Source organism: Aeromicrobium sp. Leaf245, assembly GCF_942548115.1.
Classification (GTDB): Bacteria; Actinomycetota; Actinomycetes; order Propionibacteriales; family Nocardioidaceae; genus Aeromicrobium.
Window position 1 is genome coordinate 1,560,831 of the sequence record NZ_OW824151.1, and the last position, 26,644, is coordinate 1,587,474.

21 protein-coding genes are annotated in these 26,644 nt (G+C 70.2%); 13 read left to right on the forward strand and 8 right to left on the reverse strand.

Annotation, left to right across the window (positions count from 1 at the left end):
* Positions 1 to 25: 25 nt before the first annotated feature.
* Genes glf through NBW76_RS07715 form a run of 3 tightly spaced genes read right to left on the reverse strand, consistent with a single transcriptional unit; the run spans position 26 to position 4,059 of the window.
* Positions 26 to 1,165, reverse strand: coding sequence for a UDP-galactopyranose mutase (gene glf, locus NBW76_RS07705; RefSeq protein WP_055966391.1), 1,140 nt, complete (start codon positions 1,163 to 1,165; stop codon positions 26 to 28).
* Positions 1,162 to 2,154, reverse strand: coding sequence for a glycosyltransferase (locus tag NBW76_RS07710; protein WP_056555289.1), 993 nt, complete (start codon positions 2,152 to 2,154; stop codon positions 1,162 to 1,164). Before NBW76_RS07710 ends, glf begins: the two co-directional genes overlap by 4 nt.
* A 51-nt stretch (positions 2,155 to 2,205) precedes the next feature.
* Positions 2,206 to 4,059 carry a CDP-glycerol glycerophosphotransferase family protein gene (locus NBW76_RS07715; RefSeq protein WP_156364824.1) on the reverse strand — a complete coding sequence of 618 codons (1,854 nt, stop codon included), beginning with the start codon at positions 4,057 to 4,059 and terminating at the stop codon, positions 2,206 to 2,208.
* Positions 4,060 to 4,120: 61 nt separating this feature from the next.
* On the opposite strand from NBW76_RS07715, the gene NBW76_RS07720 reads away from it, so the two are divergent.
* The 4 genes from NBW76_RS07720 to NBW76_RS07735 all read left to right on the forward strand — a co-directional run bounded on the left by NBW76_RS07720 (position 4,121) and on the right by NBW76_RS07735 (position 8,348).
* A complete protein-coding gene (locus NBW76_RS07720; RefSeq protein ID WP_055965224.1) occupies positions 4,121 to 5,467 on the forward strand; it encodes a TrkH family potassium uptake protein in 1,347 nt (448 codons plus the stop codon).
* Positions 5,460 to 6,134 carry a TrkA family potassium uptake protein gene (locus NBW76_RS07725; protein ID WP_056555295.1) on the forward strand — a complete coding sequence of 225 codons (675 nt, stop codon included), beginning with the start codon at positions 5,460 to 5,462 and terminating at the stop codon, positions 6,132 to 6,134. Before NBW76_RS07720 ends, NBW76_RS07725 begins: the two co-directional genes overlap by 8 nt.
* A gap of 246 nt (positions 6,135 to 6,380) precedes the next feature.
* A complete protein-coding gene (locus tag NBW76_RS07730; RefSeq protein WP_055965230.1) occupies positions 6,381 to 8,072 on the forward strand; it encodes a sodium:solute symporter family protein in 1,692 nt (563 codons plus the stop codon).
* 9 nt (positions 8,073 to 8,081) lie between these two features.
* Positions 8,082 to 8,348 (forward strand): hypothetical protein, encoded by a 267-nt coding sequence (locus NBW76_RS07735; protein WP_056555297.1) that lies wholly within the window; start codon positions 8,082 to 8,084, stop codon positions 8,346 to 8,348.
* A 3-nt stretch (positions 8,349 to 8,351) separates the two neighbouring features.
* On the opposite strand, the gene NBW76_RS07740 is transcribed toward NBW76_RS07735, so the two are convergent.
* Positions 8,352 to 8,906: a 1-acyl-sn-glycerol-3-phosphate acyltransferase gene (locus NBW76_RS07740; protein ID WP_055965236.1), complete on the reverse strand. Its 555-nt coding sequence runs from the start codon at positions 8,904 to 8,906 to the stop codon at positions 8,352 to 8,354.
* A gap of 109 nt (positions 8,907 to 9,015) precedes the next feature.
* The gene (locus NBW76_RS07745) at positions 9,016 to 9,894 is read right to left on the reverse strand and encodes a serine aminopeptidase domain-containing protein (protein WP_056555299.1); all 879 of its coding nucleotides are present in this window, start codon (positions 9,892 to 9,894) and stop codon (positions 9,016 to 9,018) included.
* Between the two features lie 178 nt (positions 9,895 to 10,072).
* On the opposite strand from NBW76_RS07745, the gene leuS reads away from it, so the two are divergent.
* The 6 genes from leuS to NBW76_RS07775 all read left to right on the forward strand — a co-directional run bounded on the left by leuS (position 10,073) and on the right by NBW76_RS07775 (position 20,570).
* Positions 10,073 to 12,874, forward strand: a complete 2,802-nt coding sequence (gene leuS, locus NBW76_RS07750; RefSeq protein WP_056555302.1) for a leucine--tRNA ligase — start codon at positions 10,073 to 10,075, stop codon at positions 12,872 to 12,874.
* A gap of 35 nt (positions 12,875 to 12,909) precedes the next feature.
* Positions 12,910 to 13,737: a DegV family protein gene (locus tag NBW76_RS07755; RefSeq protein WP_369796994.1), complete on the forward strand. Its 828-nt coding sequence runs from the start codon at positions 12,910 to 12,912 to the stop codon at positions 13,735 to 13,737.
* Between the two features lie 123 nt (positions 13,738 to 13,860).
* Complete coding sequence (locus NBW76_RS07760) at positions 13,861 to 14,694, forward strand: ComEA family DNA-binding protein (protein ID WP_082481971.1); 834 nt, start codon at positions 13,861 to 13,863, stop codon at positions 14,692 to 14,694.
* A gap of 34 nt (positions 14,695 to 14,728) precedes the next feature.
* A complete protein-coding gene (locus NBW76_RS07765; RefSeq protein WP_056555305.1) occupies positions 14,729 to 16,948 on the forward strand; it encodes a DNA internalization-related competence protein ComEC/Rec2 in 2,220 nt (739 codons plus the stop codon).
* 365 nt (positions 16,949 to 17,313) lie between these two features.
* Positions 17,314 to 18,918 carry an ATP-dependent endonuclease gene (locus tag NBW76_RS07770; RefSeq protein WP_369815018.1) on the forward strand — a complete coding sequence of 535 codons (1,605 nt, stop codon included), beginning with the start codon at positions 17,314 to 17,316 and terminating at the stop codon, positions 18,916 to 18,918.
* Positions 18,915 to 20,570, forward strand: coding sequence for a UvrD-helicase domain-containing protein (locus tag NBW76_RS07775; protein WP_056555311.1), 1,656 nt, complete (start codon positions 18,915 to 18,917; stop codon positions 20,568 to 20,570). Before NBW76_RS07770 ends, NBW76_RS07775 begins: the two co-directional genes overlap by 4 nt.
* Before the next feature lie 8 nt (positions 20,571 to 20,578).
* Here the strand turns inward: NBW76_RS07775 and NBW76_RS07780 are convergent, their stop codons facing one another.
* Entirely contained in the window at positions 20,579 to 21,394 is an 816-nt protein-coding gene (locus NBW76_RS07780) for a DUF1206 domain-containing protein (protein WP_056555314.1), read from the reverse strand.
* Positions 21,395 to 21,456: 62 nt separating this feature from the next.
* Here NBW76_RS07780 and holA point away from each other — a divergent pair, with 62 nt between their 5' ends.
* The gene (holA, locus tag NBW76_RS07785; protein WP_056555317.1) at positions 21,457 to 22,428 is read left to right on the forward strand and encodes a DNA polymerase III subunit delta; all 972 of its coding nucleotides are present in this window, start codon (positions 21,457 to 21,459) and stop codon (positions 22,426 to 22,428) included.
* A gap of 207 nt (positions 22,429 to 22,635) precedes the next feature.
* Here the strand turns inward: holA and rpsT are convergent, their stop codons facing one another.
* Positions 22,636 to 22,896: a 30S ribosomal protein S20 gene (gene rpsT, locus NBW76_RS07790; protein WP_055965257.1), complete on the reverse strand. Its 261-nt coding sequence runs from the start codon at positions 22,894 to 22,896 to the stop codon at positions 22,636 to 22,638.
* A 179-nt stretch (positions 22,897 to 23,075) separates the two neighbouring features.
* Here rpsT and NBW76_RS07795 point away from each other — a divergent pair, with 179 nt between their 5' ends.
* Complete coding sequence (locus NBW76_RS07795) at positions 23,076 to 23,417, forward strand: hypothetical protein (protein WP_055965260.1); 342 nt, start codon at positions 23,076 to 23,078, stop codon at positions 23,415 to 23,417.
* A gap of 82 nt (positions 23,418 to 23,499) precedes the next feature.
* The gene (lepA, locus tag NBW76_RS07800) at positions 23,500 to 25,368 is read left to right on the forward strand and encodes a translation elongation factor 4 (RefSeq protein WP_055965263.1); all 1,869 of its coding nucleotides are present in this window, start codon (positions 23,500 to 23,502) and stop codon (positions 25,366 to 25,368) included.
* Between the two features lie 18 nt (positions 25,369 to 25,386).
* Here the strand turns inward: lepA and NBW76_RS07805 are convergent, their stop codons facing one another.
* Entirely contained in the window at positions 25,387 to 26,625 is a 1,239-nt protein-coding gene (locus tag NBW76_RS07805; RefSeq protein WP_056555320.1) for an NAD(P)/FAD-dependent oxidoreductase, read from the reverse strand.
* Positions 26,626 to 26,644 lie beyond the last annotated feature (19 nt).

Here is a 26,644-nt window from a genome sequence, read left to right on the forward strand (position 1 = left end):
CTGGACCCCGGCGTTCGTGCGGGGGTCATCGGGTCAGCGCGTTGTCGACCATCGACAGCGCCGAGCCGATGGCCATGTGCATGTCGAGGTACTGGTAGGTGCCCAGACGGCCACCGAAGTGCACGTCGGGCTCGTCGGCCATCAGGGCGCGGTAGGCGAGGAGACGTTCGCGGTCGGCGGGCGTGTTGACCGGGTAGTACGGCTCGTCGGTGGCGCCGTCGGCGAATCGCGAGAACTCCCGGACGATCACCGTGGCGTCGTCGGGGTAGTGCGTGCGCTCGGGGTGGAAGTGCCGGAACTCCAGGATGCGCGTGTACGGGACGTCGTCGTCGGCGTAGTTCATCACCGACGTGCCCTGGAAGTCCCCGACGCCGAGCACCTCGGTCTCGAAGTCGAGGGTGCGCCACGACAGCGGACCGTGCGCGTCGTCGAAGTAGCGGTCGACGGGGCCGGTGTAGACGACCGGCACCTGGCCCACCGTGGCGTCCTTGGAGACGACCGACGCGGGATCGAGGAAGTCGACGTCGAGGGTGACCGTGATGTTCGGGTGGTCGGCCATCCGCTCCAGCCAGGCCGTGTACCCGTCGACCGGCAGACCCTCGTGGGTGTCGTTGAAGTACCGGTTGTCGTAGGTGTACCGGACCGGCAGCCGGCTGATGATGTCGGCACCCAGCTCGGTGGGGTCGGTCTGCCACTGCTTGGCCGTGTAGCCCTTGATGAACGCCTCGTACAGCGGCTCGCCGATCAGGCTGATCGCCTTCTCCTCGAGGTTCGCCGGGGTCCCGGTCTGCCGGGCGGCGTGCTCGACCACCCAGGCGCGCGCCTCGGAGGGGGTCATCGACGAGCGGGTGAACTGGTTGATGGTGCCCAGGTTGATGGGCAGCGGGAACACCTCGTCGCGGTACGTGGAGTACACGCGGTGCTGGTAGGGCGTGAACGCGGTGAACCGGTTGACGTACTCCCACACCCGCTCGTTGGAGGTGTGGAACAGGTGCGCCCCGTACCGGTGGACCTCGATGCCGGTCCGCGGCTCGGCCTCGGAGTACGCGTTGCCGCCGATGTGGTCGCGGCGGTCGATGACGTGCACCTGGCGACCCTGCTCGGCCATCCGCTCGGCGACCGTCAGCCCGAAGAAGCCCGCACCCACCACCACGAGGTCGGTCATCGCCGCACCTCCGGCTCGGTGGCCGGGGGGAGCGCCGGCGGGACGTCGGACGGGTCCATCGGCCGCCACGTGTCGTCGCGCCAGATCGCCCGGTTGGCGCGGAACCCCCGCACGAGGTCGCCGACACCCTTGAGGGTGTGCTGCACGACGACGAGCCGGAACACCTCCTTGGCGAGGGTCAGCGCGGTGCCGAGGCCGAAGCCGAGGCGGTTGAGCTTGCCGTACTCGCGGAAGTACTTGCCGACGTAGGCGCGGTTGCGGATCACGTGGAAGCGGAACAGGGGCGAGCCGTCGTTGAGGTGCCGGATGCCCAGGTTGACCTGCTGCTGCTCCCGCTTGCGCTTGAGCACGAACTCGTCGACGTACACGACCGTGGTGTGCTGGGCGGCCAGCCAGGCGTAGGCGGCGTCGTCCCAGGAGATGAAGAAGCGCGGGTCGGGCAGGCCGATGAGGCGCACGACGTCGGCGCTGACCAGCATCCCCTCGAAGGTGCCCGAGTTCGTGACGGCGTAGCCGCCGCGGTCGAAGTCCTTGACGCTGTAGGGGAGCGGGACGCCGAGGAACTGGTTGAACTTGGCCTGCCAGTAGAAGGGTGAGCCGTCGAAGTCGTAGCGCCGGCCGTGGATGCAGCCGAACCGCTCCATCCAGGGGGCGAAGCGCTCGAGCGCGTCGGGCAGGATCTCGACGTCGTCGTCCATGAGCCACACCCAGTCGGCCCCCAGCTCGAGCGCCACGCGGGTGCCTTCGCTGAACCCGCCCGAGCCGCCCGTGTTCGTGTCGAGCAGTCGGTTCACGAGCACGCCGTCGGGGAACCAGGCCTGGGCGTCGGCGAGCACCTGCTGGGTGTCGTCGGTGCTGGCGTTGTCGACGACGACGATGCGCCACGCCGGCGTCGTCATCGCCGCGGCGCTCTGCAGGAGGTCGGCGAGGAACGCGGACCGGTTGAACGTGACGATCGCGATCGCGATCTTGTCGGGTGCCTCGGTCACCGGGCCACCCTACCGTCCGGGACGCCCGCCACCGGGAGGCCCTGACGCTGCCTACTCGACGTCGCCGAGGCTGTCGTCGGAGTCGCTCGGGTCATGTGACTGGGTCTGGCCGAAGTACTGCTCGCGCTCGCCCTCCGCGCGGGCGATGAACGCCTCGACGCTGGCGCGGAAGGACTCGAGGGTGCGCTTCTCCGGTGCCCCCAGGAGGTAGGTGGCGAGGCGGGTCCGCTCGGCCGCGCGCGCGTCGGGGACCTGGCCGGTGGCGACCTGCACGAGCTCCTCGATGCCCGAGCCGTCGGGGCCCACGATGGTGGCGGCCGACGCGGAGGGGTACTCGGCGCGGAACGTCGTCTCGTCGAGCGGGGTGCCGCCGTGCCCGGTGTGGTTGAACACGGCGATCGGCTTCTCGCTGGCCAGGAAGTCCGAGACCACGCTCGAGACGTCGGTGAACAGTGCCGTGGCGCGGTTGAACCAGGGCTCGATGGGACCGCTGCGCACCACCTTGTGGTCGATGCCGGAGGAGGCGGCGGCCTCGCGGACGCGTGCCGCGATCGCGGCGTCGACGGCGCGGTACTTGGCGTCGCGCTGGCCGGTGAAGGGGTGCGGCTTGTAGACGAGGCGTGCCGGGGTGGGGGAGCCGAGCACGGCCTCGACGATCCTCGCGCCGACGGCGGAGATCGACGAGTACTCCTGCAGGGTGTTCACGCCCTCCCAGGTGGGGGCGTACAGGATCGTCGGCACGTCCTCCTCGCCCACCCGCGGGCTCGAGGAGATGGAGTGCACCTGGGGGCGGCCGACGAACCGGAACTGGCTCTCGTGGATGCCGAGCCCGGACTTGCGGTAGCGGTCGGCACCGGCCTCCCCGGCCACCCACAGCTCGTCGTAGACCCGCGAGAACGGGTTGGCCGAGGCCGACTTGTCGCTGTCGCCGTGGCCCACGAACGCACTCATGATGTGCGGCAGGCGCAGCAGGTGGATGTTGTTGCCCGTGTTCGACGGGTACAGGGCGACCTTGACGCTGGCGAAGTCGAGCATGAGCAGCTCGCCGGCGTTGGCCAGCTGCAGGGTCGGCAGGTCGGTGTCGCGGATGGTGTCGAAGAGCGGCGCGTCGCGCAGCACCACGAGCACCCGGCGGTCGAGGGCCTCGAGCGACTCGAGCCAGGTGTTGACCTGGTAGGCCGAGCCGAGCGGACCGCTGAGGTGCAGCACCACCTCGGGCTGGTACTCGTCGAGGAAGTCCTGCACCTGGCGCAGGGCAGGGGTGAACCCCGTCGCGCGCTTGGCCTGGCGCATCCGCCACGAGGTCCGGGCGTCGGGAACGGTGACGTAGGCCAGGGCGGCGACGGCGAGCACGCCGACGAGCAGGACCAGCCAGAAGGGCGCGCCGAGGGGTCCGACGACGAGCACCGCCGCCTGGGCGAGGCACACCTCGAGCACGCGTGCCGGGGGCTCGACCGCGATGGACGGGTCACCCGGGATGTTGCGGGTGCGAAGGGGGCGCAGCGAGCCGACCCGGCGGTACTCGTGGTGCAGGGCGCGTCCGCACAGGGCCACCAGCATCGCGAGACCGACGAAGGCCGTCGACGTGTGGGCCGTGCGGTCGTCGGGCAGGTTCAGGAGCGTGAGCACGGCGAGGAGCCGCACCACGAAGCGGACCGGGATGCCGAGCGACGCCTGGTGCAGGCCCGTCCGCACCGCCGGCGGGCCGGAGAGCAGCAGGTACTCGCCGACGAGCGAGACCGCCACGAGGGCGAGCGCGACCCGCTCGGTGCCCACGGAGTCGGCGCCCAGCACGAGCAGGAGGGCGACGGCGGGGAGGGCGAGGCTCAGCAGGAGCGCCACGCCGGAGCGCGAGACGGCCACTCGGGCCAACCGGCCGACGACGGCAGAGGGGCTGGAAGGCATCAGGAGACCGTAGCAGCCACGTACGGCCCCCCGAAGCCTCCGGTAGGGGTACGGTCGTGGCGTGCCACGTCCGAGGATCCCGGCTGCCATCGCGCACCCAGTGCGGCTGCTGCCACTCACGTTCTTCGCCCTGATCCTCCTCGGCACCGCCCTCCTGCTGATGCCGGTCGCCCGCAGCGCACAGGGGCGTGCCGACGTCGTCGACGCCTTCTTCACGTCCGCGTCGGCCGTCACCGTCACGGGTCTGGCGAGCGTCGACACGTCGACCTACTGGAGCCCTGCCGGCCAGGCGATCATCCTCGTCCTCGTCGAGATCGGCGGCCTCGGCATCGTCGCCCTGGCCACGGTGCTCGGCCTGTTCATCGGCGGACGTCTGGGGCTGCGCACCCGTCTGGTCGCGCAGGCCGACATGCACGTCGTCAACATCGGCGAGGTCCGTCCCCTGTTCCGCCGCGTCGCGGTGATGATGCTCGGCTTCCAGGGTGCGATCGCGGCGTTCCTGACCGTTCGGTACCGCCTGACCTACTTCGACGACCTGCCGACGGCGCTGTGGCACGGCGTCTTCGACTCGGTCATGGCGTTCAACAACGCCGGCTTCTCCCTCAACAGCGACAGCCTGATCGGCTACGCGGGCGACGGCCTCGTCATCATCCCGATCTGCGTAGGCGTGTTCGTGGGGGCCATGGGGTTCCCGGTGCTCGCCGAGCTCTTCAAGGAGTGGCGGACGCCCGCCCGCTGGACCATCCACACGCGACTCACGGTCTGGGGGTCGATCGGTCTGCTGGCCTTCGGCGCCGCGGCCTTCCTGGCCCTCGAGTGGGCCAATCCGGACACCCTCGCTCCGATGTCGCTGCACGACAAGCTCGTGACGGGCATCGAGGGCGGCATCATGCCGAGGTCGGGTGGGCTCAACAGCTTCGACTGGGGTGCGGTGTCGGGGGAGACCCTGTCCATCGGCACCATCCTCATGTTCATCGGTGGCGGCAGTGCCAGCACCGCCGGCGGCATCAAGGTGACCACCTTCCTGCTGCTGGCCTTCGTGATCCTCGCCGAGCTGCGCGGCGACCCGGAGGTGACGGTCGGCAACCGCTCGGTCGGGCCGGCGGTCGTGCGCACCGCGCTGAGCATCGCGCTCATCTCGGTGATGCTCGTGATGTCGACGACCCTGCTCGTCATGATCCTCACGGACTTCTCGTTCGAGCAGGTCCTGTTCGAGTGCACGTCGGCGTTCGCCACGGTCGGACTCAGCACCGGACTCACTCCACAGCTGCCCGACAGTGCCAAGCTGGTACTCGCGGTCTTGATGTTCGTGGGCCGAGTGGGCACCATTGCGGCTGCGTCCGCCTTCATCCTGAGGCGGCGAGCGCCGCGCTACCACCTTCCCGAGGAGCAACCGATCATTGGCTAAGGCAAAGGACACCCCCGCCAACGCGCCCGTCATCGTCCTTGGGCTCGGTCGCTTCGGCTCCGCCGTGGCGCGATCGTTGGTGCAGCTCGGACACGACGTGCTGGCCGTCGACGAGCGTCCCGAGATCGTCCAGAGGTACGCGAGCGACTTCACCCACGTCGTGGCGGCCGACACCACCGACACCGAGGCGTTGCGCCAGATCGGCGCCGAGCAGTTCGGCGTCGCCGTCGTGGGCATCGGCACCGACATCGAGGCGAGCGTGCTCACGGTGCTCGGCCTGCTGGACCTCGGGGTCACGGAGGTGTGGGCCAAGGCGATCAGCGGCAAGCACGCGGCGATCCTCGAGCGGGTCGGAGCCACGCACGTGATCCGTCCGGAGTCGCAGATGGGCAAGCGGGTGGCGCACCTGGTCACCGGCACCATGACCGACTTCATCGAGTTCGACGACGGCTTCGCGATCGCGCGCACGCGGGCCCCCGAGTGCACCGTCGACCGGACGCTCACGGACTCCGACGTCCGGCAGAAGTACGGCGTGACGGTCGTCGGACTCAAGACTCGTGGCGAGGACTTCACCTACGCCAAGGCCGACACCTTCGTCACCACCGGCGACGAGCTCATCGTCTCGGGCCCGACCCCCAAGGTCGAGGCCTACTGCGCCCTCAGCTAGCCCCCCGAGCGGTGACTTCTCCACCGAGCGACGACGTCCGGTGAGTTCTCCACCGTCTCGGCGCTGGGACGGTGGAACGTGCACCGCGCCACCCCAGGGGAGCGGTTCACGGTCGAGAGTCGTCGCCCGAGGTGGCTGGCCCCGACGCGCGCGCAAGCCCGGGCGGGCGTACGGTGCTGCTGGTCCATCTCGTTGCAGGGATGAACCATGAGAGGGGGAGTGGTGCACGCACTCGCAGGACCATCCTTGGCGGCCGCGGACGGTTCGTTCCGGCTCGACGCGGACTTCTTCGACTACACGATCGTGGCGATCTACTTCGCCGTCGTGCTCGGCATCGGGGTGCTGGCGCGGCGCCAGGTCTCGACGAGCATCGACTTCTTCCTCTCCGGCAGGTCGCTTCCCGCCTGGGTGACGGGGCTGGCGTTCATCGCGGCCAACCTCGGCGCGGTCGAGATCATGGGCATGAGCGCCAACGGCGCCGAGTACGGCATGGCGACCGTGCACTACTTCTGGATCGGCGCCGTGCCCGCGATGCTCTTCCTCGGCGTCGTGATGATGCCGTTCTACTACGGCTCCGGCGTGCGCAGCGTCCCCGAGTTCATGCGCCGCCGCTTCGGCACGGGCGCCCACCTGGTCAACGCGCTCAGCTTCTCGATCGCCCAGCTGCTGATCGCCGGCATCAACCTCTACCTCCTGGCGACGATCGTGAACCGGCTGCTCGGCTGGCCGCTGTGGGTCTCGCTCGTCGCGGCAGCCGCCGTCGTGCTCAGCTACACCGCGCTCGGCGGCCTCTCGGCGGCGATCTACAACGAGGTCCTGCAGTTCTTCGTCATCGTCGCGGCGCTCGTTCCGCTGACGATCATCGCGCTGCACAAGGTGGGCGGCTGGCAGGGCATCGTCGACCAGGTGCAGCCCGGCCCGGAGCAGCTGTCGTCGTGGCCCGGCACCGACCTCACCGGCATCGACGACCCGTTCTGGTCGGTCGTCGGCCTGGTGCTCGGGCTCGGCTTCGTGCTGTCGTTCGGCTACTGGACCACGAACTTCGTGGAGGTCCAGCGCGCGATGGCCTCGTCGTCGATGTCGGCCGCGCGGCGGGCACCGATCATCGGCGCCTTCCCGAAGATGTTCATCCCGTTCATCGTCATCATCCCGGGCATCATCGCGGCGATCGTGGTGCCCGAGCTGGCCTCGCTGAAGGCCGGGGGAGACGCCCAGGGCGCCACCTACAACGACGCGATCCTCCTGCTGATGCGCGACCTGCTGCCCAACGGCATGCTCGGCGTCGCGCTGGCCGGCCTTCTCGCGTCGTTCATGGCGGGCATGGCGGCCAACATCTCGGCCTTCAACACGGTCTTCAGCTACGACCTGTGGCAGCAGTACGTGGTCAAGGACCGCGAGGACGGCTACTACCTCCGGGTCGGCCGACTGGCGACCGTCGGCGCGACGGTGACCGCCATCGGCACCGCGCTGATCGCGTCCAACTACGACAACCTGATGGACTACCTGCAGACCCTCTTCGGGTTCTTCAACGCCCCGCTGTTCGCCACGTTCATCCTCGGCATGTTCTGGAAGCGGATGTCGGCGGCGGCCGGCTGGTCCGGACTGGTGGCCGGCACTGGCGCAGCGGTGCTGGTGGCCGTCCTCAGCGAGGACGCCCTCGGGCCGATGAGCCTCGGCGTGATCGGGCTGTCGGGCCAGGGCGCGTCCTTCGTGGCGGCCGGAGCGGCGTTCGCCGTCGACATCGTGGTCAGCGTGGCCGTGACGATGGTGACCGCGGCCCGGCCCGAGAAGGAGCTGGTGGGCCTCGTCTACTCGCTGACGCCGAAGGAGGACCTCGTCGACCCCGACGAGGGCGTGCTTCCCTGGTACCAGTCGCCGGTCAAGCTGGCGGGCATCGGGCTCGCCATCGTCGTCGTCCTCAACGTGGTCTTCCGGTAGGAGCGAAGCATGAGCGAGAAGCACACCGCGGGCGCGTTCGACATCCGCACCCTCATCGGCGGCCTGCTCGGCCTGTACGGGCTGATCCTCACCTGTCTCGGTCTGTTCCGGGCGACGGAGGAGGAGCTGGCCAAGGGCGACGGGCTCAACATCAACCTCTGGGCCGGGATCGGCATGCTCGTGGTCGCGGCGATCTTCCTCGCCTGGGTGCGCCTCAAGCCACTCGTGGTCCCGACGCCCGCCGACGAGTCCGCCGGCACCTCCGACGGGTCGTAGGGCCTACTCCTCGCGCAGGCGCGGGACGGTGGCGTCGGCGGGCTTGATGCCGAGCTTGTCGGCGTAGAAGGCACGCACGAGGTCCATGTCGGCCTTGACGTCGCCGCTCGGGCTGAACGTCGGGCCGTAGCCCATCGTCTTCGTCGGCGGGTCGAAGAACGCGAGCGTGATCGGCAGGCCGGTCTGCTGCGAGAGCCGGTAGAACCCCGACTTCCAGTACTCGCTCCTGGAGCGGGTTCCCTCGGCCGCGATCACGAGCCGGAAGGGTTCGCCGGAACTGGCCTCGGCAGCCAGGTCGGAGACGACCGTGGCCGCGTTGTCGCGATCGAGCGGCACCCCACCCAGGCGCTTGAGCAGCCAGCCGAGCGGGCCCTTGAACAGCTCCTTCTTGACCAGGACGCGCGGGTGCGCGCCGTCGTGCCACATGACGAGCAGCATCGTGACGAAGTCCCAGTTCGAGGTGTGCGGGGCACCGACCAGGATCCCCGAGGGCGGTGTCTTCCCCTTCATCGTGTAACCCATGCGACGGATCACGAAGCGGGCGAGGCGTTGACGCATGCGGTGAGCGTAGCGACCGGGCCTGGCAGGGCCGCGACGAGGAAGGCCGCGGGTGCCCACCCCTGGTGGTGGCACCCGCGGCCTCGCCGACGTCCTTCGTGCTCGATGCTCAGTAGCCCGAGCGCCGCCAGTCCGAGATCGCCGTGCCCGTCCCCGGACCCGGGGCGATGAACTGCGTGTAGCGCGTGTCGTCGTCGACCCAGCGCTTCAGCCAGGCGAGGGAGTACTTCGCGATGGTGGTGTTGCTGGTGTTCGGCGCGAAGTGACTCGCCCCCCGCAGCTCGAGGTATGCCTTCGGCGTGCTCGACGGGATCCCGGAGTAGAGCGGGACGGCGTGCGACCGGGTGGAGGCCACGCTGTCGTTCTCGGCTCCGACGACCATCGTCGGTGTGCTCACGCGCGACCAGGTCTTGGTCAGGTGCCAGGGCGTCAGCGCGACGGCGGCCTTGAGGCTCGGGTCGTCGTTGGCGGCCTCGATCGCTCCACCGCCGCCCATCGAGTGGCCCATGACGGCGAGCCGCGACGCGTCGACGCGGGAACGGACGGTGCTGCTCTCGGTCAGGTAGTCCAGGGCGGCCGCCAGCTGGTCGGCCCGGCTGCCGGGCTGGTCGTAGCGGCTGTTGGTGTCGATGGTGAAGACGACGAAGCCCTGGGACGCCAGTCGTGGGCCGAGCCACGAGATCGAGCTCTGCGCTGCGGTGTAGCCGGGTGAGACGGCCACGGCGCCGAACGTGCCGTCCGCCGTCGAGGTCGGGTAGTAGATCGTCCCGCCGCCGAAGCCGCGGGCGGCGAACGACGAGACGGTCGTGCTGGACGTCGCGTACGGACCGCGAGCGGCCTCGACGGACGCGGTGGTCGGCGCAGGCCCCCGCTCGTACGGGTTCTCGGCCGCGATGGCGGTCGTCGGCGTGGCCAGCAGGCCTGCCAGGACGGCGAGGAGTGCGACGACGGTCGCGACCGCACCCCTGCGTGGACGGACGTGCTCCATGGTGGTTTCCTTCCCCCGACGAGCGCCTAGTTGCACTCTGTGTGCAGAAAGAATGCCCACCCCCCGACCGCGGCGTCAAGAGGTCCGCCTCGGCCGGGACCGTCGAGGAGTCGACGTGGCCCGGGCGACGGCGGGCTCGGGTGCCGGGCCGTGGGCGGTGCGTCGGTAGCATCGTCCGGTGAGCACCACCGACCGCCCATCGACGTCCAGTCCCGTGACGTCGCACCGCTACACCGCCGAGCTGGCCGCCGAGATCGAGGCACGTTGGCAGGAGCGGTGGGCCGACGACGGCACCTTCGACGCGCCCAACCCGGTCGGCGACCTGGCCGGGGAGACGACGGTCTCGGAGTCCACCTACTACCTGATGGACATGTTCCCGTACCCCTCCGGCGCGGGCCTGCACGTGGGACACCCGCTCGGCTACATCGCCACCGACGTCGTGGGCCGGCACCAGCGGATGAAGGGCCGCAACGTGCTGCACACGCTCGGGTACGACGCCTTCGGCCTGCCGGCCGAGCTGCACGCCATCCAGACCGGTGAGCACCCGAGGGCCAACACGCTCGCGAACATCGCGAACATGCGACGTCAGCTGCGTCGGCTCGGGCTCGCCCACGACTCCCGCCGGTCGTTCGCCACGATCGACCCGGACTTCGTGCGCTGGACGCAGTGGATCTTCCTGCAGATCTTCGACTCCTGGTACGACGAGGAAGCCGGGCGGGCGCGGCCGATCTCCGAGCTGCGCGAGAAGCTGGGAACCGACGACCCGGCCGTCATCGATCCCCACCGTCTGGCGTACGTCAGCGAGTCGCCGGTCAACTGGTGCCCGGCGCTCGGGACCGTGCTCTCCAACGAGGAGGTCACGGCCGAGGGCCGCAGCGAGCGCGGCAACTTCCCGGTCTTCCAGCGCAACCTGCGCCAGTGGCAGATGCGCATCACGGCGTACGCCGACCGCCTCGTCGACGACCTCGAGCGCGTCGACTGGCCGGAGCCGGTCAAGCTCATGCAGCGCAACTGGATCGGTCGTTCGCACGGCGCCGAGGTCGACTTCGACGTCCCCGCGGTCGAGAACGCCACGATCCGCGTGTTCACGACCCGGCCGGACACCCTGTTCGGCGCCACCTACATGGTGCTGGCGCCGGAGCACGAGCTGGTCGACGCGATCCTGACCGACGAGTGGCCCGACGGCACCGACCCCCGGTGGACCGCCGGCGCGGCGTCCCCGTCGGAGGCCGTGGCGGCGTACCGCCACGCGGCGGCCCGCAAGACCGACGTCGAGCGCCAGGAGAACAAGGACAAGACGGGCGTCTTCACCGGCGCCTTCGCGGTCAACCCGGTGAACGGCGAGCGTGTGCCGGTCTTCGTGGCCGACTACGTGCTCGTGGGCTACGGCACGGGCGCCATCATGGCCGTCCCGGCGCACGACGAGCGCGACTTCGAGTTCGCGACGGCGTTCGGCCTGCCGACCCCTCGGGTCGTCACCGGCGGGGACGACCTGCCCTGGACCGGCGACGGGGTCGCCACGGCCTCGGCCAACGACGAGGTCAGCCTCGACGGGCTGGGCGTCGCGGAGGCGAAGTCGCGCATCATCGCCTGGCTCGAGGAGAAGGGGCGAGGCACCGGCACCACCACCTACCGGCTGCGCGACTGGCTGTTCTCGCGCCAGCGCTACTGGGGCGAGCCCTTCCCGATCGTCTTCGACGAGGACGGCCACCCGCACGCCGTGCCCGACCACCTCCTGCCCGTCGAGCTGCCCGACGTGCCCGACTACTCGCCGCGCACGTTCGAGCCCGACGACGTCACGAGCGAGCCCGAGCCCCCGCTCGGCCGCGCGCACGACTGGCTCGACGTCGAGCTCGACCTGGGCGACGGACCGCGCCGGTACCGCCGCGACACCAACACCATGCCCAACTGGGCCGGCTCCAGCTGGTACCAGCTGCGCTACCTCGACCCGCACAACGCCGACGCCCTCGTCGACCCGGCCAACGAGGCCTACTGGATGGGTCCCACGGACGCCAAGTCCACGGGCGGTGTCGACCTCTACGTCGGCGGGGTCGAGCACGCGGTGCTGCACCTGCTCTACGCCCGGTTCTGGCACAAGGTGCTGTTCGACCTGGGGCACGTGAGCAGCGAGGAGCCGTTCCACCGGCTGTTCAACCAGGGCTACATCCAGGCGTACGCCTTCACCGACGCGCGCGGGACCTACGTGCCGGCCGACGCGGTGGTCGAGCACGTGGCCGACGACGGCACCACCACCTACACGTACGAGGGCAGCCCGGTCTCCCGCGAGTACGGGAAGATGGGCAAGAGCCTGAAGAACGTCGTCACGCCCGACGAGATGTACGACGAGTTCGGCGCCGACACGTTCCGGGTCTACGAGATGAGCATGGGCCCGCTCGACCAGTCGCGACCGTGGGAGACGCGCGCCGTCGTCGGCTCGCAGCGGTTCCTCCAGCGGGTGTGGCGCCTGGTCGTCGACGAGGAGTCCGGTGACGTCAAGGCCGACGACGTCGAGCCGGACCGCGACACCCTGCGCGTGCTGCACCGCACCATCGACGGCGTCTCGGCCGACATGGACGCGCTGCGCTTCAACACGGGGATCGCCAAGCTGATCGAGCTGACCAACCACCTGACCAAGGCCTCGGTGACGAGCCGGTCGGCGCTGGAGCCGCTCGTGCTCATGCTGGCCCCGTTCGCACCGCACGTGGCCGAGGAGCTGTGGTCGTTGCTGGGCCACGACACCTCGCTCACGCGTGCCGCCTTCCCCCAGGCCGACCCCGCGCTCCTCGTCTCGGACACCGTCACGTGCGTCGTGCAGGTGCAGGGCAAGGTGCGGGCCAAGCTCGACGTCTCGCCCGACGTCACCGACGACGAGCTCACCGCACTGGCGCTGGCCGAGGAGAACGTGCAGCGCTCGATCGACGGGCGCGAGGTGCGCAAGGTCATCGTGCGGGCCCCCAAGCTCGTGAACGTGGTCGTATGAGCGGCGCTGCCGGGAGCCGGCGTCGCATCGCGGTGGTGACCGACTCCACCGCCTCGCTGGACCCTGTCGACGCGGAGCGCGAGGGCATCACGGTGGTGCCGCTCAAGCTGGTCATCGGCGCGTCCACGTTCACCGAGGGTGTCGACGCGACGTCCGACGACGTCGCCTCCGCGCTCAAGGAGTTCGTGCCGGTCAGCACCTCGCGGCCCACGCCCGACGAGTTCGGCGCCGTGTACGAGCGGCTCGCGGCGGAGGGCTTCGACGCCGTCGTGTCGGTGCACCTCAGCGCGGAGATCTCCGGCACGTTCGACTCGGCGCAGCTCGCCGCGCGCGAGGCGTCGATCCCGGTCATGTGCGTCGACAGCCGCCAGGTGGGGATCGCCACGGGCTTCGCCGCCGGTCGGGCGGCGCGCGTCGTCCGGGAGGGCGGTGACGAGGCCGCGGCCGTCGGTGCTGCGCTGGCTGCGGGGGAGAGCTCGACCGTGCTCATGTACGTCGACACCCTGGAGTACCTGCGTCGCGGCGGTCGGGTCGGGGCGGCGGCCGCCCTCATCGGGTCGGCGCTCGCGGTCAAGCCGCTGCTCACCCTGCGCGACGGCATGGTCGAGCCGCTCGAGCGGGTCCGGACCACCAGCAAGGCGGTGGCTCGGCTCGAGGTGCTCACCGTCCAGGCCGCCGAGAAGGCGCAGGACGGGTTCGACATCGGCGTGCAGCACCTGGCCAACCCCGAGCTCGCGCAGCAGGTGGCCGACCGCCTGGCTGCCTCGCTCGGTCGGGAGCAGGTCCCGGTCAACGAGGTCGGCGCGGTCATCGGAGCCCACGTCGGCCCCGGGATGCTCGCCGTCACCGTCACGCCCCGCTGAGACCACCGGTCCCCTCGCGGCGCCGGGTGCCCGTCCACAGGGTCTCTCGACCCACGTGACGGCTTGTCCACAGTGCTGTGCCGACGGGTGCCGGGCGGCCGGGACGCTGCCTACCGTCGAGGAGTGAGCACACCACGTCCAGCACCGCCCCAGGAGACCCGGGCCGAGGTCGCCCGACGTCGGCTCGCCCAGCTCACCGCGTCGTTCGAGGCCACCCACCCGGACGACCCGTTCGACCGGCTCGTGGGTGGCTCCGCCCCGGTGGACCACGACGAGCAGCCCGAGCCGGCGGCAGCGTCCCCAGGCGGCGGCCGGAGACGAGCCGCCGCGCCGCGCCGTCCGCGCGGGCTGCACGGCAGCCACCTGCGGATGGCCACCACCGCCGCCGTGGCGGCCGGGGTGCTGCTGACCTGGTGGCTGGTGGCCGAACGCCCCCGCACGTCCGACGTCGATCGTCCGCTCCAGGTCTCGTCGCGCGCGGACGCGACCGGCGACGCCCCCGCCGAGGGAGCGGCGTCCCAAGCCTCGGCCGAGGTGGTCGTCGACGTCGCGGGCAAGGTCCGTGACCCCGGGATCGTCACCCTGCCTGCCGGGTCCAGGGTGTTCGAGGCGATCGAGAAGGCGGGCGGCATCGAGGGCACGCTGGAGGAGCCCACGATCAACCTGGCCCGACAGCTCGTCGACGGCGAGCAGATCCTCGTGGGCGTCGAGCCTGCCGAGCCGGGTGCCGCCGGTGCCACCGCAGGCGCGGGCGGGACCGGCGGGGGAGTGGTCGACCTCAACAGCGCCACCCTCGCGCAGCTCGACGCGCTGCCCGGGGTCGGCCCGGTGACCGCGCAGTCGATCCTCGACTGGCGGCAGGAGAACGGCCGGTTCACCTCCGTCGACGACCTTCTCGACGTGTCCGGCATCGGCGAGAAGACCCTCGAGGACCTGCGCGACCGCGTGACGGTGTGAGCGGCCGGGCCGGGCAGGACCACCGGGTCCGCTGATGGACCTGAGGCTGGTGCCGGCCGCCGTCGCCGTGTGGGCCGTGGCGGCCTGGGCCGTCGGTGCAGGACCGGGGGCCGTCCTGGTCGTCGCGGTCGTCTCGGTGGTCGTGGGCGGGGCAGCCGCAGGTCGGTTCCGCGCGCTCGCCCTGGTGGCGGTCGTGGTGGCGGCGGTGGCCGCGTCGACCGCGTGGCGCCTGGGTGACGTGCAGGCCACCCCGGTGGCCGAGCTCACGGCGTCGCGCGAGCGGGTGACGGTGCAGGCCCAGGTGGTGCGCGACGGTCGGGTCTTCGAGTCGGTCGGGAGCCAGGGGACGGTCGTGGGGCTCCTGGTGCTGCGGGTCGAGGACCGACATGGTCGGGTGCACGGGGTCCGGGACCCGGTCACGGCGTTCCTGCGTGACGCGCACGAGGACCTCGTCGTCGGTCGTCGGCTCGTGCTGCAGGGCCGTCTCGGACCACCCGGCGACCACCGCGACACGGCCACGCTCCAGGTGACGCGGCGGTCGGCGGTCCAGGGCGCGGCGTGGTGGTGGTCGGCGTCGGAGCGGGTCCGCGCGGGCGTGCGGTCGTCGGTCGACCACGCGCCGCCGGCTCCGTCGGCGCTCGTCCCTGCGCTCGTCGTCGGCGACGACGCCGCACTGCCCGACCGGGTCGAGGAGGAGTTCCGCCGCACCGGCCTCACGCACCTGCTCGCCGTCTCCGGCACCAACCTGACGATCGTGCTCGCCATGGTGCTGGCCGTCGCTCGTGCCGGGCGTGCGCCACCACGGTTGCTCCTGGTGATCGGGCTGCTGGGCGTGGTGGGGTTCGTGCTGCTGGCCCGGCCGGAGCCCAGCGTGCTGCGGGCGGCGGGGATGGGCGTCGTCGGGCTCGCGGCGCTGGGCCTGGGGTCGCGAGGCGGGATCCGGGCGCTGTGCGTCGCGGTCGTCGCGCTGCTGTTCTGCGACCCGTGGCTGTCGAGGGCCGTCGGCTTCGTGCTCTCGGTGTGCGCGACCGCGGGCATCCTGCTGCTGGCGCCACCCTTCGTGCGCGCGCTGGAGCGCTGGCTGCCGCGGTGGGCGGCGATCGCCGTCGCCGTGCCGCTGGCGGCGCAAGCTGCCTGCACCCCGGTCATCGCGGCCATCTCGGCCGAGGTCTCGATCGTGGCCGTGGTGGCGAACGTGCTGGCGGCGCCCGTGGTCGCACCGGCGACGGTCCTCGGGCTGCTGGCCGGTCTCGTGGACCTGGTGTCACCGGCCGTCGCGTCGGTGCTGGGCACGGGTGCGGCGGCGTGCGCGGGATGGATCGTGCTGGTCGCGCACCACGCCGCGTCGCTCCCTGGGGCGAGCCTGGTCTGGTCACGCCCGTGGTGGTCGCTGCTCGTCCTGGTGCCGGTCGCGCTGTGGTGGGGGTGGCGTGCTGCGCCTCACCCGGTGCTGGTGGTCGGGCTGTGCCTCGGGCTCGTGGTGGCCATGGTCCGCCCACCGAGCCCTGGCTGGCCGCCGCCGGGCTGGGTGATGGTGGCGTGCGACGTGGGCCAGGGGGACGCGACGGTGATCCGGTCCGGTGACGACGAGGCGGTGGTGGTCGACGCCGGCATGGAGCCGGCCGACGTGGACCGGTGCCTGCGTGGCCTCGGGGTGCGGCGGGTGCCGGCGCTGGTGCTCACCCACGGGGACGCCGACCACGTGGGTGGTCGGTCCGGCGTCGCTGCGGGACGCGACGTCGGCGTGGTGCTCGTGGGACGTCCGGGGGTCGCGGTGGACGGGGTGCCGACGCGCACGCTCGCCCGCGGCGACCGGTTCGCGGTGGGGGACGTCACGGCCGACGTCCTGTGGCCGCGGGCCGCGCCTGCCGGCAGCGCCCGCGCTCGGGCTGATCTCGACCGCAACGGTGCGAGCGTGGTGCTGCGGGTGCGGGTGCAGGGCGTGGTGCTCATGCTCACGGGCGACGTGGGGGAGGTCGAGCAGGACCGTCTCGCCCGGTCGGGCACCGACCTGCGTGCCGACGTGCTCAAGGTCGCCCACCACGGGAGCGCCGACACGTCGTCCCGGTTCACCGAGGCGGTCGGTGCCTCGGTGGCGACGATCTCCGTCGGGGCCGACAACGACTACGGCCATCCCACCCCCACCGCCCTGCGGATGCTGCGCGACGTCGGCACGCAGGTGCACCGCACCGACGAGGAGGGCGACGTCGCGGTGGTCGTGAGTAACGGCCGGCTGGCTGTAGTGGGCCGATAGTCTCGAGGCTCAAGCCAGTGGTGAAGGCGTTTGCCTACGGCGCAGCGCCGTTGAACCCCCCTCCGAGACTTCGACGATGAACTCGAGTAGGGCCGCGTGGTCCTAACCGTCCCCCCGAAACCCTCGACCATGTTGCTGCAGTCCGGCTCGGGACCCAAACGGCCCGAGATCTAGCTTGGACTACGGCGCTTACGACGAGCTCACGCAGGGAAACTGGCCCCGAGGCGATAGCCATGCGCCGCTTGTGGATTCGGGACCTCCAAGCTCGCGGTCTCGCCGGCTCGCGCCACCGTGCTATGTGATGCTCTGTCCTAAGAAGTTGGTTGTGCGAGGCCGGGGAGTGATCAGCGGTGCGCCTGTCGAGAGTGAAAATTACAAATCACAGTCGAATCGAGGATCTGACTCTCGAGCTGCGGCGGCACGCCGTCATCGTTGGGGCGAACGACGTGGGCAAGTCCTCGATCCTCCGTATGTTGAATCTGCTTCTAGGGACGAGTACCGCCGGTCTGTATCAGGCGTTGAAGCCCGCAGACCTCCGGGATCCTGAGCAACCGCTCGTGGTTGATGTCTTATGGTCGGATTTCTCAGAGCCCAACCGTCGACCGTTTCCGTCTGAGATCAGCATTGGACAGGACAAGGCCACCGAGTATCTGTGGGTGCAGATGGTGGTCGAGCAGGACCTCGAGGACGAAGAGGCCGTAGCCGTTCGGAGGTGGTTTCCGGAGAGCGGCCATGAACGAGCCCCTACTCGTGAGCAGCTAGAAGCGTTTGGCTGGCGCTACCTGAGGGCCACGCGCGGGGCATCTATGATGGACGGTCCGCATAGTCCAGTGAGAACGCTCCTGGCTGCCGCGGAATTAGGCGAGAACAAGGAGGGGCTAAAGACGCTTCTGGACCAGTTCAACGCAAAGCTCGCCGACAACGAATCAGTTGGCGAACTGCTCAGCACTGTAGCGCGCCACCTGAGCCGCGCGATGCCTCGTGCTGTAACGAAGGATGACTTTGCAGTCAGGAGCCTTACGGATCCTTCGAGCGACGTCCTCCAGGACGTGACGATGTTCTTGAACCGGGGTGATGGCCAGGTTTCGTTGATGGAGCAGTCGGATGGCGTCCGCCAGTTGATGTCAATGACGCTCTTCGACCTCGCCGAAGGAACAGCGAACGTGCTCGCGATCGACGAGCCGGAGATCCATCTCCATCCGACCAGTCAACGTACGGCGGCGGATCTACTGAGCGGCGACGGGAACCAGAAGATCATCGTCACCCATTCGCCGTACATCCTGCATCGCTTTGAGCCTGCCGAAGTAATAGCGGTCGATCGTCACGGAGTTTCGCACCAGGTCGAAGACTCAAAGCTATCCAAGGTCGAGAAGGTGCGGGCGCACTGGTGGTCACCAAAACTACTCGAGGCCCTGACAGCCCGGTTCGTCATCGTGGTCGAAGGGGATGCGGACCGTGTGATTGTCGAGGCCGTGGCCAACAAGCTCAGCATCGACCTCGACCGGATCGGTGCTGTCGTCGTCGAGTTAGACGGTGCCGACAAGTTCCGGAATGTGTTCCCGCTTCTCGGCCCGGACGGGTTCGGGCCGACACTTCTCGGGTTGGTCGATACGAACGAGAGTTCGTCTTGGGTCAACGCTTTCGGGGGAAAGCCCAAGGACGTCATCGACAAGAAGGTCTTCATCTCCGACGGTGACCTGGAGGACGAGTTCACGATGGCACTCGGCGGCCCCGTCGCAGCTAAGGCACTCATCGACGGCGGATTCTGTCGTGAAGAGGGCATCCTTCAGGCCGCTGGAGTCGATGCAATCAGCGCGATAGGTCCCGAAGCCGTCGCGAAGTTCTGCAGGGGCAAGGGCAAGGTCGACGCAGCGACCGCTGTCGCCGAGGCGCTGACACCGGAGACAGCAGCGAAGATCGGAAGCGTCGCGAGGCTGCTCTCCGCATTGGCCGATCTGAGTAGCCTGTGAACGACTTCGCGCTCAGTGATGAGCAGCGGGACGCGGCCTTCTGCCCCAAAGCACACCTCCTCGTCGTTGCTCCGCCAGGATGTGGCAAGACAGAGGTCCTGGCCCACCGCGCTGCCCATCAGATCGGTTTGATCGCGGAGAACCAGCGCGTCTTAGCACTGACCTTCACGAAGCGGGCGCGCTCGAACCTCGAGGAACGACTCCGATCCGTGGTCGGTCACGCTCGGGCCCGCCGCCAGATCGTCGTCCGCAACCTTCACGGCTTCGCGACGCAGGTTGTCCTTGCCCACGGCCGAACGATCGGACTGGACATGACGAGCCTGGAGCTGCCGAAGACCAGCACCATGCGAAAAGCCATCCAGGCCGCAGGGGGTAGCGGTCCCGCGTTGTACGAGGCGGAGCGCATCTTAAGCGAGATCAAGCGAAGCCCTCTCTCCGACGAGGAGGTCCTCCAAGAGATTCAGCGCCGCGGCGGGGGTCCGGGGGTCCTACTGGCCGAGCAAGTCGAACGGTCGAGGCAAGAAGCGAATCAGCTGCACTACGACGACGTCCTTCGCCATGGCCAGCGGCTTCTGCGAATCCCGGTAGTGGCGCGACTCTACCAAGCACACTTCGGCGCCGTGTTGGTCGACGAGTTCCAAGACCTTTCGATGCAGCAGCTCGACCTTGCGCTCCTGAGCTGCGAGAGCCGGCGCACATTCGCAGGAGACCCGCTGCAAGGCATCTACTCATGGGCAGGCGCATCACCCCGTGAGGTCGAAGAGGAAGTCCGGAAGACATGCGGTGATCCGCTCAGGCTGCGCGAGTCCTATCGGTCGTCGCCAAAGGTCCTAGAGTCGGTCAACTCGATCAGCGAGCAGGTTGACCCCGGCTCGAGCCTGCGCTCTGCGCAACCAGAGGCATGGGACGAGGGCGGCTTCTCAGCAGCCGTTGTGTTCCAGGACCGGGTGGCTGAAGCGAAGTGGCTGCATCGCCTCGCTGGGGCAATTCTGAGGCAGAACCCAAACGCCTCTGTAGGGATCATCGCCCGGGCCGCATGGCGGAGGGAAGACATTGACGAGGCGCTCATCGGAGAGAAGGCTTTTCCGGTGCGTCGCTGGGATCTCGCGATCGACGACCCCGGGACCATGGCGCTCATTCAGACGGCTGTTGCGACGCTTCCGCGTGGGGCCAGCGTCGAAGACGCACGCGAGGCCGTGCTCGACTCGCTGGATTCTGCAGACATTGATTCCCGTGAGCTGGTTGACGACGCTTTCGCCATCCTCGAGCGGAGCGGCGCGACTACCGCCCGAAACGCCGTGCGGTCAATCCGCGTGTCTGACCCGAAGCAGGTGATCGGCCCCGGTGTCCATCTCCTGAACGCACACACGGGGAAGGGTCAGCAGTTCGACTGGGTGTTCGTCGTTGGGCTGGAGGAGGGCCATCTCCCGACCAAGAGAAACAATCAGGGGGACGCACTCGCCGAGGAGCAGCGGGTGCTGCTGGTGATGCTTTCTAGGGCACGTCACGGGCTGCTGGTGACGCGGGCGCACACGCTGGAGGGGCCGCATGGACGGTACGAGGCCCAGATGAGCCGTTGGTGGTCGGGAATCCGAGCTGAGAACATGCGACCTGAAGAGGTGGAGGCGCACCTCCTGCGAAACGGGGCTTAGGGGAGCGGTCAGCGGTCGAGGTAGCGGGCCCGGGCCAGGCACCAAACGCCGTAGAGGCCGATCCCGATGGCGATCAGACCGAGCAGCCAGGGTCCGAACGGCTGCTCCAGGACGGTGCGCAGCGCCTCGTCGAGACCGCCGGAGCGGTCGGCGTCGCGGGTGAGGGCGGCGAAGCAGAACAGGCCGCCGACGATCGCGATCGAGACGCCCTTGGCCAGGTGTCCGGCCGTGCCGAGGCGCACGAGCACGTCGCCCGAGGTTCCGCTGAGCCCCTCCGGCTTCAGGTGGTCGCGGTGCTGGTGGCTGAGCCCGCGCCAGGCGGTCCAGCCCCCGTAGCCGATGACCGCCAGGCCCACGATCCCGACGAGCACCGCGCCGGCGGGCAGCGAGAGCAGGCGAGCCGTCCACGTCTCGTTGCCCGAGCCACCGGAGCCGGAGCCGGAGCCGGTGGCGACCTGCGCCGCGCTCCAGCCCACGACGCCGTAGATGACCGCCTTGAGCAGGTCGGCCGCACGGTGCGCCCAGAGCGTGGCTCCCTCGTCCTGACGGTGGTCGAGCGTCGCCTCGAGCACGCGCCACAGCACCAGCACCGCCATCCCTGCGACGACCAGCCACAGGATCGTGCGACCGAACGGCTGCTGCGCGAGCTCGGCCAGCGCCCCCTTGGTGTCGGCCTTGCCGCTCGGGTCGCCCAGGGCCAGCTGGAGGGCGAGGAAGGCCACGACGAGGTGCACGAGCCCGTAGGCCACGAAGCCGAAGCGGACCAGGTTGTCCACCCAGTCGTCGTCGACGTGGGAGGCGACGTCGTCGGCGTCGATCGGCATGGCCGGAGCCTACGCCCACGTCGGCTCCCCGGCCTGTCGGAGACGGACACTAGGGTGGTCCCGTGGCGTCGCCGTTCGGGAAGATCCTGCTCATCACGGGCAGCGCTGAGTACCTGTCCGACCGCACCCGTGCGCGAGCCGTGGCCGCGATCAAGGCCGAGGACCCGCAGTGCGACGTCGCGACCGCCACGTCCGGCGGGTTGGCTGCGGGCGAGATCGCGGGGCTCACCAGCCCGTCGTTGTTCAGCAGCGTCAGCGGGCTCGTGCTCACCGAGCTGCAGGACCTGCCCGACGTCGCCCAGGGCGAGCTGCTCGCGTACGCCGCCGACCCGAGCCCCGACGTCGCGGTCGTCCTCGTCCACGGCGGTGGTCAGAAGGGCAAGGGCCTGCTCGACAAGCTGCGCGCCCAGTCGTCGGTGCACGAGGTCAAGCACGAGGCTCCCAAGTACGAGCGCGACCACGCCCGCTGGGTGGCCACCGAGCTGCGCGAGCTGGGCACCCGCATCGACGAGGAGGCGGCCACGCTCCTCGTCGCGGCCGTCGGGCAGGACCTGCGCGCCCTGGCCGGAGCGGCCGACCAGCTCGCCGCGACGCTCGACTCCGGCACCGAGGTCACCGTCGAGGTCGTGCGGCGCTACTTCGGCGGTCGGGCCGACGTCCGCGGCTACGAGATCGCCGACGCCGCCATCGACGGACGCATCAACGTGGCGCTCGAGCAGGCGCGGTGGGCCGAGACCGCCAAGGTCGCCCCGGTGCTGGTCACCAGTGCGCTCGCCGCCGGGCTCCGCCAGCTCGCCCGCCTCGCCGACGCCCCGCCGCGTCTGGGCGAGGGAGAGCTCGCCCGCCACGTCGGCGCGCCCCCGTTCAAGATCCGCGTGCTCCGCCGTCAGCTGCAGGGGTGGGACCCGGCCGGCCTGGCCCGGGCTCTCGACGCGGTCGCCCAGGCCGACCTCGACGTCAAGGGTGGCGCGGCCGAGCCCGCGTACGCGGTCGAGCGCATGGTGCTGCAGGTCGCCGCGTCGCGTCGCCGCTGACCCGGGGGCGGTCGGTGGGTCGGGCCGGCGGGTCAGAGGTAGGTGACGCACCGAACGACCTGGCCAGCGGTAGGTGTGACACCTCTCGAGGACGTTGACGGGTGCCAGGCCCACCTCTGACGGCCGGCATCCGCAGGGTCGAGGTGCCGCAGGAACGACGAAGGCCCCCGGGTGACCGGGGGCCTTCGTGCGAGCTGTGGGGCTACGTCAGAGCGACGCGGCCTTCTTGGCGATCGACGACTTGCGGTTCGCCGCCTGGTTCTTGTGGATGACACCCTTGCTGGCGGCCTTGTCGAGCTTCTTGCCGGCGTCGGCGGCGAGGACCTTGGCCTGCTCGGCGTCGCCGGACTCGACCGCAGCGTGGAAGCGGCGCACGGCCGTCTTGAGGGCGGAGCGGACCGACTTGTTGCGCTCGCGAGCGGCCTCGTTCTGACGGTTCCGCTTGATCTGCGACTTGATGTTCGCCACGTGGCTGACCTGTTCTCTCGTGCGTGAAGGGCGTGGTGCAAGTGTGAGGGCGCACCGGTAGGCACGCGACCGCTCACACTACCAGCGTCGGGCAGCCGCACCCAAATCGCCCGTGCGTGCTCGTGCCGAGGGGACGCACTCCGACGACCGAGCGACCGCGAACCCTTACGATCCGAGTCATGCAGACGCTCTACAACGTGCTCGTGGTGCTCCACATCATCAGCTGGGTCGTGGCCCTCGTCAGCTACGCGTCGGTCGCCCGTCGGCCGCAGATCACGCCCTGGATCGCCCACGGCGTCGGCGCTGCGTTCGTCCTCGGCATCGCCCTCACCGGCATCGCCTCGGCCAGCGACGCCGTCGCCGACCCGAACAACGCCAAGGTCGGGGTGAAGCTCCTGGTCGCCCTCGTCGCCGTCGGCCTGGCCCACGGCACGCGTCGGCGGCCGTCGCCGAACCCCGTCGCACACGTCGTCGCCGCGCTCATCGTCGTGAACGTCGCGATCGCCTACCTCTGGACGTGAGCCGCCTCGGTCGACCGAGCCGGGCGGCCGCTCCGACGGGTGCGGTCGGCGGTCTGGCCGCAGATGGGAGGATGGACCCATCATGACGAGCTCCACGACGCCGGGCACGGCGCCCAAGCCGGGATCGACCGACCCGGCCCTCCTGCGCAACTTCTGCATCATCGCGCACATCGACCACGGCAAGTCGACCCTGGCCGACCGCATGCTGCAGATCACGGGGGTCGTCGACGAGCGTGCAGCGCGCGCCCAGTACCTCGACCGGATGGACATCGAGCGCGAGCGCGGCATCACGATCAAGAGCCAGGCCGTGCGCATGCCGTTCACCAAGTCCGACGGCGACGACGCCGGTCGTCACTACGTGCTGAACATGATCGACACGCCGGGCCACGTGGACTTCACCTACGAGGTCAGCCGCTCGTTGGAGGCCTGCGAGGGTGCGATCCTCCTGGTCGACGCCGCCCAGGGCATCGAGGCGCAGACGCTGGCGAACCTCTACCTGGCCATGGACGCCGACCTGCACATCATCCCGGTCCTCAACAAGATCGACCTGCCCGGCGCGCAGCCGGAGAAGTACGCCGAGGAGATCGCCGGCATCATCGGCGGCGACCCCGACGACGTGCTCCGGGTCTCGGCCAAGACCGGGCAGGGCGTCGAGGCCCTCCTCAACCTCATCGTCGACGAGGTGCCGCCGCCCGTCGGTGACGCCGACGGCCCCCCGCGTGCCCTGATCTTCGACTCCGTCTACGACACGTACCGCGGCGTCATCACCTACGTCCGCGTGGTCGACGGCAAGCTCAGCCACCGCGACAAGATCAAGATGATGTCCACCGGCGCGGTGCACGAGATGCTCGAGGTGGGCGTCATCAGCCCCGAGGCCGTGAAGGCCGACCACCTCGGCGTCGGCGAGGTCGGCTACCTCATCACGGGCGTGAAGGAGGTCCGGCAGTCGCGGGTGGGCGACACCGTGACGTCGAACACCCACGGTGCCGAGGAGCCCCTCGGTGGCTACGCACACCCGAACCCCATGGTCTTCTCGGGTCTGTACCCGATCGACGGCGACGACTTCTCGACGTTGCGCGAGGCCCTCGAGAAGCTGCAGCTCAACGACGCCGCGCTCGTGTACGAGCCGGAGTCCTCGGGTGCGCTTGGCTTCGGGTTCCGCATCGGCTTCCTCGGCCTGCTGCACCTGGAGATCGTCCGCGAGCGCCTGGAGCGCGAGTTCGACCTCGACCTGATCTCGACGGCCCCCAACGTCGTCTACCGCGTGGTGATGGAGGACGGTCGCGAGATCGTGGTGACCAACCCGAGCGAGTACCCGGCGGACGGCAAGATCGCGTCGGTGCACGAGCCGGTGGTCTCGGCCACGATCCTGGCGCCGAGCGAGTACATCGGCGTCATCATGGAGCTGTGCCAGGCCCGTCGCGGCCAGCTCGGCGGCATGGACTACCTGTCCGAGGACCGCGTGGAGATCCGCTACACGCTGCCCATGGGCGAGATCATGTTCGACTTCTTCGACGCCCTCAAGAGCCGCACGAAGGGCTACGCGTCGCTGAACTACGAGGTGTCCGGCGAGCAGAAGGCCGACCTCGTGAAGGTCGACATCATGCTGCAGGGCGAGATCGTCGACGCCTTCAGCGCGATCGTCCACCGCGACTCCGCCTACGCGTACGGCGTGATGCTGGCCGGCAAGCTCAAGGAGCTCATCCCGCGCCAGCAGTTCGAGGTGCCCATCCAGGCCGCGATCGGCGCCCGCATCATCGCCCGCGAGAACATCCGCGCCATGCGCAAGGACGTGCTCGCCAAGTGCTACGGCGGCGACATCAGCCGCAAGCGCAAGCTGCTGGAGAAGCAGAAGGAGGGCAAGAAGCGGATGAAGAACATCGGCCGCGTCGAGGTCCCCCAGGAGGCGTTCATCGCCGCCCTCTCCACCGGTGACTCCACCCCGAAGTAGTCCGCCGCTCCCTTCGGATCAGCGCGCGCCGAGGGCCGCGGCCACCTCGTCGGCGGCTCGCGTGCCCGAGGTCAGCGCCCCTTGGATGGAGGGTGTCTCGCGGTGGTCGCCGCAGACGAAGACGCCGCCGCCGACGTCGGCGGGTCGCCGCAGCTGCAGGGGCGCGAGGGCCCTCGGCAGCGCCCGGCCGACGTCGTGGCGCACCAGCAGGTCCCACGCGCCGACGTCGGTGCGCCACAGGCGGGCCGCCTGCGTCAGCGCCGCCGCGTCGGAGAGACCGGCCCCGGCGAGCGCGGTCACCTGCACCAGGTCGCGCCCCGGCGGGGCGTAGCCGGGAGCGGCCGCCGAGACGACGGCCGTGTTGACCACGGGCCCGCGGTCGCCGTCGACGACCAGCAGACGGTCCTGGGGCATGCCGGTGGGCGCACTGAACCACCACGTCACGAGCCCGCCCACGGGAGGTACCTCGGGCACCGCTTCCAGACCGGCCGCGTCGTGGACGTCGGTGGCGACGACGGCGGCGCGGGCCTCGATGGACCCGGACCCCGTGCGGACCGTGGTGCCCTGCGGGCTGCGGTCGACGCCCACCACCCGCACGCCCGTCTCGGCCGGACGTTGCAGTCCGGCGGCGAGCTGGGCGGGCAGGGCGCGCATGCCGTCGCCCGGAACGGCGGGGGTGCCGAGCAGGAACCACCGGACCAGCAGCCGTGCGTACCGGGACGAGGTGGCGCCGGTGTCGTCGGCCAGGACACCGGCCAGGAAGGGCTCCAGCACCTGTCGGCGCAGAGGTCCGCGCACCCCGGCGAAGTCGAGGGACTCCGCCAGGGTGTCGTCGGCCCGGCTCATGATGCGCTTCTCGCCGCCCAGGATCGGGGCCGCCCAGCGCGCGAGGGCCGCCAGCTCTCGCGGACGCAGCAGACCACTGCGCAGGGTGGAGGCGAGGAGGCCGGGCTCGCGACGCGGGTCGCCGATGGTCGCCACCGAGGCTCCGCGGCGTACTCGCACCCCGGCTGCGAACGGCTTCAGGTCCAGCGCCTCGAGGTCGACCAGGTCGCGCAGAGCAGGGTAGGCCGGGTTGAGCAGCTGGAAGCCGACGTCGCAGAGGTGGCCGTCGACGACGTCGGTGCGCACGCGGCCGCCCACGTCGTCCGCGGCCTCCAGCAGACGTGCATCGATGCCCATGCGCTGCAGCCGCGTCGCGCACGCCAGCCCGGCAAGCCCTGCTCCCACCACCACCACGTCGGTCCGCTCTGCCATGGACCCACGATCCCATCCC

Bases quoted from the DNA above. Each gene is read 5' to 3' on its own strand.
- glf (WP_055966391.1), bottom strand. From the start codon at position 1,165: ATGACCGACCTCGTGGTGGTGGGTGCGGGCTTCTTCGGGCTGACGGTC.
- NBW76_RS07715 (WP_156364824.1), bottom strand. From the start codon at position 4,059: ATGCCTTCCAGCCCCTCTGCCGTCGTCGGCCGGTTGGCCCGAGTGGCC.
- NBW76_RS07735 (WP_056555297.1), top strand. From the start codon at position 8,082: ATGAGCGAGAAGCACACCGCGGGCGCGTTCGACATCCGCACCCTCATC.
- NBW76_RS07740 (WP_055965236.1), bottom strand. From the start codon at position 8,906: ATGCGTCAACGCCTCGCCCGCTTCGTGATCCGTCGCATGGGTTACACG.
- NBW76_RS07745 (WP_056555299.1), bottom strand. From the start codon at position 9,894: ATGGAGCACGTCCGTCCACGCAGGGGTGCGGTCGCGACCGTCGTCGCA.
- NBW76_RS07765 (WP_056555305.1), top strand. From the start codon at position 14,729: ATGGACCTGAGGCTGGTGCCGGCCGCCGTCGCCGTGTGGGCCGTGGCG.
- NBW76_RS07780 (WP_056555314.1), bottom strand. From the start codon at position 21,394: ATGCCGATCGACGCCGACGACGTCGCCTCCCACGTCGACGACGACTGG.
- NBW76_RS07795 (WP_055965260.1), top strand. From the start codon at position 23,076: ATGCAGACGCTCTACAACGTGCTCGTGGTGCTCCACATCATCAGCTGG.
- lepA (WP_055965263.1), top strand. From the start codon at position 23,500: ATGACGAGCTCCACGACGCCGGGCACGGCGCCCAAGCCGGGATCGACC.
- NBW76_RS07805 (WP_056555320.1), bottom strand. From the start codon at position 26,625: ATGGCAGAGCGGACCGACGTGGTGGTGGTGGGAGCAGGGCTTGCCGGG.